The following is an 8548-nucleotide window of genomic DNA, read 5'->3' as shown; positions in this document are numbered from 1 at the left end:
AGAACGCGAACCTAATCTCTTGCCAAAGAGATATTTATTGAGTACCCTTACGGGCGCACCTGGAGTTGATCCTGGGCGCCTGATTGCCATGCGTCCATAAAGGGAGAAAGGTAATTTTCGAGGGCCGGATAAGAAGTGAGGATGGTGAATATATCGGCATAGGGTTTATTCAGAAATTCTATGGCATGGGGAAACGTGCAATATTTTCCTTCCTTATATATTTTAAGGTACCAGATAATAGCTGCCAGTAGGATAATCGGCGATTCGACAAAGAAGTCACCCTGTTTCTGAATCCAGCTGCGGTTCAAATTTAACATAATTGTATAGGCCGATTCATATGCGTCGCTGATGTCGGTCATAAATTCCGGTGCAATCGGGTTACAGCGGTGGGATTTATGCGGGTCATCGAAATTGATCACATAGAATTTAGGTTTTACCTCATAATTGTGCATATTCTTAAGAAGCTCGTTATAGGCAATCACCGACAAATCATCGAACTTATAGTCGTAGATATAAACGGCAAAGCCTTTGGAAATCTGCTGCCTGATAAAATTATTGACCACGGCGTAGGATTTTCCCGAGCCCGGCGTTCCTAGTACCGTTGTAGCCCTGAACGGATTAACGACGTTGATCCATCCGTCCCATGTCTTGCCCTGATAGTAAAATGTTGTCGGGAGGTTTACCGAATATTCGTTCTCTATCAGCCTGGTTTCCTGCATAAAGCTCTCGTTCTCTTCATTGAAGACGTCTTTCATGAGATCGTGCTTAAGCATCCGGCTTACCCATACGCCAGCCATCAGTAACAATATGTACCCGGTGGTAAGCGTAAGCGCATACAGTCCCATATTTACCACAGGGGGGAAAGGCAGGTGCAGTATCCACCAGTTCATGAAAAAGAATACCAACCCGGAAAGCAGGGCCGCGTATATTTTCTCCCATGTAATCTTTTCGTTCTTGACTCCTTTTGTTCCCAGGCAGCTAAGCGCAAGGAAAATGACGGCGAACATTTTTGTCAGCAGTAAATTGCTGAACAGGCCTGCCGTCTTCTGAAAGTTCAGGAGTATTTTATCGGCTACCCCGATGTTGATCCCCATACCGAGTACCGCTTCATAGCAGTACCAGTAGATATGGATTACACAAAATAAAATGGATATGGCCCGCATGAATTCCATCACTTTGGCCAATCCCCTCAAATCGTCTTCCTGTTGCATAATAAAATCAATTAGTTAATTTGAAAATGTGCCGATGTGCCAATAATGTAACAGCATATCAGCGAATTAGTTAATTTAAAAATTTACAGCTTTGGACCACGCGGCTTTTTCTTCCTGTGTTTCATCCGGTTGGTAAAGGCAATTTCTTCGTAATTGTCCCCGTGCTGTTCAAAGCTAAATATGCCGAATGCCTGCTCGATAGCCGATTCCATTTCCGAAGCAGCCGAAGGGAAGTCTCCCGCAAGGGTGTCTTTCCAAAGGTTGCCGTCCCCAGCCCGGTTAGTGAGCCGGGGCTCGTCCGAAGGCACGTTAAACAGGCTGTTGAACCGGTTGGCTGAAAATTCTTTTCCGAAGCGGGAACCGTTGTAGACCTCCTTTGAATGATGGTCGATAAATGTTACCCCGTATATGCGTCCTTCTTCATTCTCGCGGAGAACGGCATCGATACCGTATCCCTTGAGTACAGATGCAAACCTGTTCCGGTCTCCGCCGGAGCCATGCATTGCCAGGGCAACTTCATTTTTTATCCGGGGTTTCCATTTTCCGGCCCTGAACTCTTTGCTGTTATGCTTCATGCGTTTGTTCAAGCCATCATAACCGAAACTGTTTCCAACGAGTGAAGACTTGACCGGTTTGCTGACAGGCTTTCCCGTATCATCCGTAATTGAATAAACAATACCGGTGAAGGGAACACCTTCGTGTTCCCCCTTTACCTGCCTGGCTTCTATATTGAAGCACGAAAGCAAAGCGCTGTATTCCCCGAAAGTCTGGTAACGGTAGGAATTCCTCACGCTTTTAAGGATATTGGCAATCTGGGTTTTGATATCGCCTTTACCATAATCAGCCTTTTTCAGGTAAGGTTCGAGCAGTTCGTTCTTCTTATCGGCGACATTTTTAAGCCCGTACTTCTGTTCCAGGTCCCGGCAGGCTTTCATCGAACGGTTCCATTCGTAGGTGTCGGATATTTTATCACCCTTTTCATTTACACAGGTCGAAACGATATGTATATGCCTGCGTCCGGTATCTTCATGTATATATACGATGTATGGCTGGTCACCGTATCCCATGCGGTCCATATAGTCTTTAGCCAGTTCCGAAAACTGCTTGTCCGGCAGGTAATCTTCCGGCGACGGATTCAGGGAAATATGTAAAATCGGCTTTTCGGTATTCTTATTGGCAAGCAGGTAGTTTTCGAATGAAAGCATTGTTTGCTGAATGACTTTATCCGTATTCCCGGTCATATCCGTAATCATCCGGTGCCCGGAAATGACCCTTGCCGCAGCATTGTTTACCTTCTGCTGGTTGTAAATCAACGCACCGTAAAGCGAGCTTCCCCTGTTTATTTTAGCAACCATCTTTCTTCGTATTCTTTCGTTAGCGCTATGATTTGTTTGCTTAAAAGGATCAGTCCGATGGTCGCTTTTTCCAGTTTATAGAGCAAAGCGAGCGCTCTTTTTTCACTGAAATTGGTCTTCAAAGCCTTCACCGTCTGGTTATAATTGTTCCCTATCATTTGGAACTGGTGGTAGAAATTGGTCAGCCGGATGTAATAATCCATCGTCGCCTTATCCACTTTTACTATCTTGATTTCCTTTGAAAAGAGGGCATGATGGATAAAACGGCTTATATTCTCGACTCCCGATTGTTCCAGAAGGAGGCGGAATTTGTCGTTTTCTTCATCGTTCAGGTTGACTGTATACCTGTATTTCGATGGGTCCTTTTTAGGCTTCCGTCCCACCGTTTTATTTTTCCTGCTCTTATTATCGTCTGTCATACCGACAATATTTAGTTACTGATAATCATTCATACACGATTTACGACTTTGGAGTAAATCGCCCCGAGCCGAAAGGCGAGTGGCAAGTTGTTTCGCGCTGCAAGAAGTATTTCGTGCAGCAAGAAACACAACTTGCCATGTTCGCTTGAACATAAATTTGCCTGCTGCAAATTATTGGCCGCCGCGCATATCTTCCTGTTTTGTAGGGTGATTTTGCCATTGTCGTAACTGTATATCATTTCAAAAGCAAAGTTAGGCCCGATCATCTGCGTATAAAATAGATCGTATTATGTAACAAGACGACATACGGTGTCATATATCGTCAGTGAAGAAAAAAAGGGAGGTAAAAAGGAGAATTCGGCTTTTATTTGCGGCAATAATGCAAACGTGCATCAGGGCAATAACAGAATAATGCCGCAGGGCTATAAAGCAATCATGTGACGGGACAAGGATGCCGCGGGGCAGTGATATACTATTGCAGTCATGCAGGATGGTGACAGGGTAGCAGCGCTTCAACATAATAATACGATACCGCAGGAGTGCAATCATGCAATACTATGCTATCACAACAAAATAGCAAGGCACTGATGTCTTACCGCAAGAATGCAACCGTGTGACGATGCAAGGTAGTAATCGTGCTTCGATGCCATAGGGCAATAATACATTCCTGCATGACCGCTTCGATGCACGGGCGCAAGGTCACATGCCTGCAATATGATAGCAATGCTTTACTGCCATGCCACGTCATTGCATGGATGCGGCAAGGCAATGCAACAAAACAAATTATTTTTTTTACTAAAAACAATTTTAAGATGAAACAGACATTATTGGTAGCCATGTCCAACCAAAAGGGAGGCGTAGGCAAATCGACGGTAACTATCCTGCTGGCTGGTTACCTGCATTATGTGAAAGGGAAAAATGTGGCAGTCGTCGACTGCGACACGCTCCAGCACAGTATAAGCCACATGCGTAAGAGGGATATGCAGACGGTCGGGAAGACAGACGAGTACAAGCAATTGATGATGGTTCAATGGGAACATATCCGGAAAAAGGCTTATGCCGTTGTCGATTCCTCTCCTGCGGGCGCGAGGGATAAGATAGGAGAATTGCTGGAGGCCGATCCTGATCTCGATATTATCCTTGTGGACCTTCCGGGAAGCCTTTCCTCGGACGGTGTATTCAAGACCATTATCAATATGGACTATGTCCTGACGCCGATTGTAGCGGACAGGATCGTTATGCAAAGCACCATGTCGTTCGCTACGGCCGTTCTCGATTACCTGAAAGGAAAGCCCGGGATACCCCTGAAAGATTTCCTCTTTTTCTGGAATAAGGTAGACCGGCGTGCCAGTACGGAGGTATATGACGCCTACCGCGAAATAATGGAACGGCTTAACCTGAAAGTCATGGAAACGGTACTCCCCGAATCGAGGCGCTTCGATAAGGAACTATCGGTGAAAGGAAAACCATTTTTCAGGAGCACCCTTTTCCCGCCTCCCCCCAAATTGTTGAAAGGCAGTTGTATCGATGATTTAGCGGAAGAACTGTGTAAAATACTAAACTTATAACGGTATGGCAAAAAGAAAAGAAGTCGATGTGGACGAAGAGCTTATCAAGTCCATGATGACGGGAGATATTCCCCGCCTGGGCAGTGAGCCTGTAAAGGAAAAACCGGTAGATACGGAAATAGATGTTCCGGCAGGAAATATTGAAGAAGAACCGGAGAAAGAGGCCGTACAATCCAAAGCAAGGCGCAGGCGTGAGCCGAAGGATTATATGTCCCTGTTCTTAAAAAAGAATACCGGGACAAAGAGGCAGACTTATGTCAATGCGGATTTATACGATAAGATTTCAAAAATTCTCAGTATTGTCGCCAAAGACATCAGCGTCCCTAATTTTATTGATAATGTATTGGAGAACCACCTGAAAGAATACAGGGATGAGATTAACGATATGTACAGGAATAATACCGATTTATTTTTATAGTTATGACAGAGAATTATATCCATTTTACAGTCAGGCTGCTTGCATGCGGTTATATCCTGTACAGGTGCTGGATAATCGTATTTGATGAAAACTTATTCGGCATATGGGATAAAATCCCGGTCAGGCCTCCGAAGGATGCCCCGGAACCTGTTATTGCAGCGGTAACGGAAAAAGAAGTATCGGATGTAGTCGGAAAAACGGCATTTGTTTATCTGGAAGATCCTGAATTGGCGGCAAAAGTTCCCGCATATAGCGAGAAACTGGAACCATCCGGTTTTATGGGGGAAGAGCCGGAAATATCGGATGATGACGTGGAATCGGCTTTGTCTGCTTCATCTGTTACACAGGAAGAATTGGAGGAAGAACAAGAACGTTTTGAAGCGATGGATGACCTGGCTCCGGGACTCGATCCGGACTTCTCAGCCGGACTCACTTATGAAGAAATGGCAAATGCCGTAGGTGTATTGACTGTAGCCACAGACGATGAAAAGCAAATTATCGAGGCTGCAACGACTATACACCGTATCAAGGATACCGACCTCTTTGAATTCTTCACCAATCAGGTAAGCAACCTGGATAATGTGGAAAAACTAATGGGTGACTGTCTGGATGATGACGGAAAACCTTTGGCTATAAGAAAATCAAAGAGAATGACGGAAGGTATGGAATCTTTTGACATGGGAAAGTATGTGTGAACTGATTGACACAAAAGTAGTCTAATCTAATCCCCAAAGAAAAAAAAGAAAAAACCGCCTTTCTTAGATTTTTTATATCTTTTTTGGAAATCGTCTCTATCTTTTTTGCTATGCACAAATCTCTTAATTTCTTTGGCTTCCATATTGGCAGATATCAATTTCTCTGCTATTGTCATACGCAATCGTTCCCCTTTATCCCAATTATGATATCCGAGATCAGGAGTATGCTTATCTAATAACTCCCAATTAGGAGTATACAATTCAGCGTTCATTATTGTCGTATATACATAATTAAAACTAATTTCAAGAAGGATGATGGATTCTTTAATTGGAAAATTAAATGCTATTGCAACCAGAAAGAAATTAGCTTTTTCTTCTAGGGGAGACCTTCCGGAAAAGTCTATATCATTTTTTTCAATGATCTTCATCCAATGAAGAGGTGAAATCTCCAGAGTTAGACTATCGTTAGGGTTTATTAAATCTATAATGAGGAAGAATAATCTTGAACTTATTTGGTCATTATCCTTAATCCATTTTACAACCTGTTTCCTAGATTTTTCTAAAACAAGATAATAGTTATCGGGTAAATCTTTTTCATTTTCATTAACCCAATTTAATATATTTACGGCTGCATTTGGTACATAATCTACTATAAGAGAGTAATCAATTGGAATATTCTCATTCAAGAAAAGATTAAGCATCTCTTGCCAATTAATATTGAGATCTTTTATAGTTACTAAGTTTTTGAAATTCTCATATAATAATTGTTTGTTTGTATACCAATATTCTGACATAGATACAATATCAGGATTCATCATTACACAAACACTTAATAACTCTCGGTATTTACTATTCATTATTTGTAATAAATCAGGAGTTAGGTGCTTGCTTAAAAGCAACAAATATTTATGTAACTCGGTATTTGGGATTATCTCTGATTGTGTTATTGCATTTGAGAAATATTTTAAGCTATCAATCGAATTATCTGATATAAATCTAACTAATCGTTGTTCATAATTTAAATCAGTTAAATTAAATGATTTAAGATAAGGGCTGGTTAATAACCCAAATAACAATTTACCTTCATCAAAGAGATTAAGATTATTATTTCCAATTAATGAAAATTTGAGCTTTCTTGCCTCAGTTGGGGATATAAAAGACTCTCCTAGTAATTTTATAATTTCAGTTTCAGATATTTTTATATTCTTGTCTGTTAAGAGTTTGTAAAATTTACAAATGGATAGAGATTGTTGTTTACCTCTGCTTACATCTTTACTAAAATTTTGCAAAAATGCAAAATATGAAGCAGGGATTTTTTCTGATAATCTCGTTAAATATAAAATATTATCATCAATACGAAGTTCTTTATTATTTAAATTGGGAATTACTTCAAATATAGAGCTCTTTATGAATTGTCTATTATTTGATGACTTTAGAATTTGAATATCAGGATTAACATCTTCATTCAATTTTATTAATTCAGTTGTTCCCATGGTAAAAGAAAAACTATTCTTTTGATTATAAGGAAGTATATTCCATAGAGAAATAATATATTCCTCCAAATCTGTTTCTCTTGCATATTGAGCTATAATAGGCTTATCAGTTGCAAAATATGAAAAGAATATATTGTACAATGCTTGATTGAGAATAGAAGATAAAGATTGAATCTCAGGATTCATATTCACCAGTAAATTGTCTCCTATATCTAATGATTTATTGTATGACGAAAAAACTTTACCTGTATCAGGGCGTACAAATAAATTCCTTATTATATATTTGAAATTGTTTATTTTGAAAAGACTTTCGAAAGGTATTAATAATGAATGCGTCCACACGCAACCAGGACGTTTCATTTCAGGAGCATACCATGTAGTAGCTATTACATAGAATTTCTCCTCTAATAAAGGATAACCTTTTAGATAATAATCTTCAAGAGATAAATTACCAGAAATATCGCTCTGAATACGCATATATCTAGCATCTTTAACTGATAATGATATGGATGAAGCTAGTAACTCATGCCCATCTTTATATCCATGTAAGACCTGTTCAATTTTCATTTTGCTCAATAAGCCAATTTAAAGGTAAAGATATGTCATTATTCTCTCCTTCGCAATCTACAATTCTTATTCTCTCTGTTAAATCTTCGTATTCTTGAATTTGTCGCATGTCTTGATTATTTTTATAATCTCCCCCTTGAGCACTAACTCCCCATATTTTGTATTTAATACCAGAGTTTTTAAGAAACATGTGGAATAACGGACAACTCTCTTTTATATATTTTTCTGGTGTAAAGTCTTTAATCGTGTCCCAAGCAGAGACAATAACTGCAATGTTTTTTATTTTATTTCTATTTTTCAGAGCAATGATTAAATCAGTTATTATTGCTTGCGATTGTGATATTTCAAAGTTAGTTAAATTGCTTAAGTCTTGCTCTTCTACATGCGCTTCGTCAATCTCATTTGGTTTGACTACATCTCCAATATACCGATCGACTTTTAATGAATTTGGATGAATAAACAATAAAATAGAATTTGTATTCATCATTTTTTTCGATAAATTACTACTTATTGTTCTGCTATCGTAAATATCCTTATATAACTCCCCTGAAACATCGGGGAAGTTTAGTTTTAAAACTTTACTATCATCTTTTATGATATCTAATTCAATAGAATAAAATGTTCCAGTATTTGAACGTTCTATCTCTTCAAACACAGCCCATTTAGCATGAATTTCCTCTAAATATTTTCTATCAGATTGCCGAATGTTTAATTTCAAAGAATGCTTCTTTTCATTCAAAATATGCCATAGTGCAGCGATAAAAGACGTTTTACCTGAACCTGGTAACCCCACAAGAATTGTACTAATTTGCTCACTCATTA

Annotated in this window: 7 protein-coding genes and 1 pseudogene; 3 read left to right on the top strand and 5 right to left on the bottom strand. The window is 39.6% G+C overall.

Annotated features, from left to right (window positions below):
* Window positions 1-59 precede the first annotated feature (59 nt).
* From ACFO6W_RS13565 to mobA, 3 genes and pseudogenes are all read right to left on the bottom strand, one after another.
* A pseudogene (locus ACFO6W_RS13565) lies at window positions 60-1211 on the bottom strand (YWFCY domain-containing protein); the annotation flags it as partial.
* A gap of 83 nt (window positions 1212-1294) precedes the next feature.
* Entirely contained in the window at window positions 1295-2566 is a 1272-nt protein-coding gene (gene mobB / locus ACFO6W_RS13560; protein ID WP_379997301.1) for a conjugal transfer protein MobB, read from the bottom strand.
* A complete protein-coding gene (gene mobA / locus ACFO6W_RS13555; protein ID WP_379997299.1) occupies window positions 2551-2985 on the bottom strand; it encodes a conjugal transfer protein MobA in 435 nt (144 codons plus the stop codon). Before mobA ends, mobB begins: the two co-directional genes overlap by 16 nt.
* 812 nt (window positions 2986-3797) lie before the next feature.
* Here mobA and ACFO6W_RS13550 point away from each other — a divergent pair.
* The 3 genes from ACFO6W_RS13550 to ACFO6W_RS13540 are packed head-to-tail and all read left to right on the top strand — an operon-like array spanning window position 3798 to window position 5666.
* Window positions 3798-4553, top strand: coding sequence for a ParA family protein (locus tag ACFO6W_RS13550; protein ID WP_379997297.1), 756 nt, complete (start codon window positions 3798-3800; stop codon window positions 4551-4553).
* Between the two features lie 4 nt (window positions 4554-4557).
* Entirely contained in the window at window positions 4558-4971 is a 414-nt protein-coding gene (locus ACFO6W_RS13545; protein ID WP_379997295.1) for a DUF3408 domain-containing protein, read from the top strand.
* A 2-nt stretch (window positions 4972-4973) separates the two neighbouring features.
* Window positions 4974-5666: a DUF4122 family protein gene (locus ACFO6W_RS13540; protein ID WP_379997293.1), complete on the top strand. Its 693-nt coding sequence runs from the start codon at window positions 4974-4976 to the stop codon at window positions 5664-5666.
* A gap of 26 nt (window positions 5667-5692) precedes the next feature.
* Here the strand turns inward: ACFO6W_RS13540 and ACFO6W_RS13535 are convergent, their stop codons facing one another.
* The gene (locus tag ACFO6W_RS13535; RefSeq protein ID WP_379997291.1) at window positions 5693-7726 is read right to left on the bottom strand and encodes a GAP1-N1 domain-containing protein; all 2034 of its coding nucleotides are present in this window, start codon (window positions 7724-7726) and stop codon (window positions 5693-5695) included.
* A complete protein-coding gene (locus ACFO6W_RS13530) occupies window positions 7716-8546 on the bottom strand; it encodes a TRAFAC clade GTPase domain-containing protein (RefSeq protein ID WP_379997289.1) in 831 nt (276 codons plus the stop codon). The genes ACFO6W_RS13535 and ACFO6W_RS13530 overlap by 11 nt, the downstream gene beginning before the upstream one ends.
* Window positions 8547-8548 lie beyond the last annotated feature (2 nt).

The sequence above is a fragment of the Dysgonomonas termitidis genome (assembly GCF_042654545.1).
GTDB classification, from domain to species: Bacteria; Bacteroidota; Bacteroidia; order Bacteroidales; family Dysgonomonadaceae; genus Dysgonomonas; species Dysgonomonas termitidis.
Note: the sequence above shows the minus strand (reverse complement) of the source record. Positions and strands in the feature narration are given on the sequence as shown.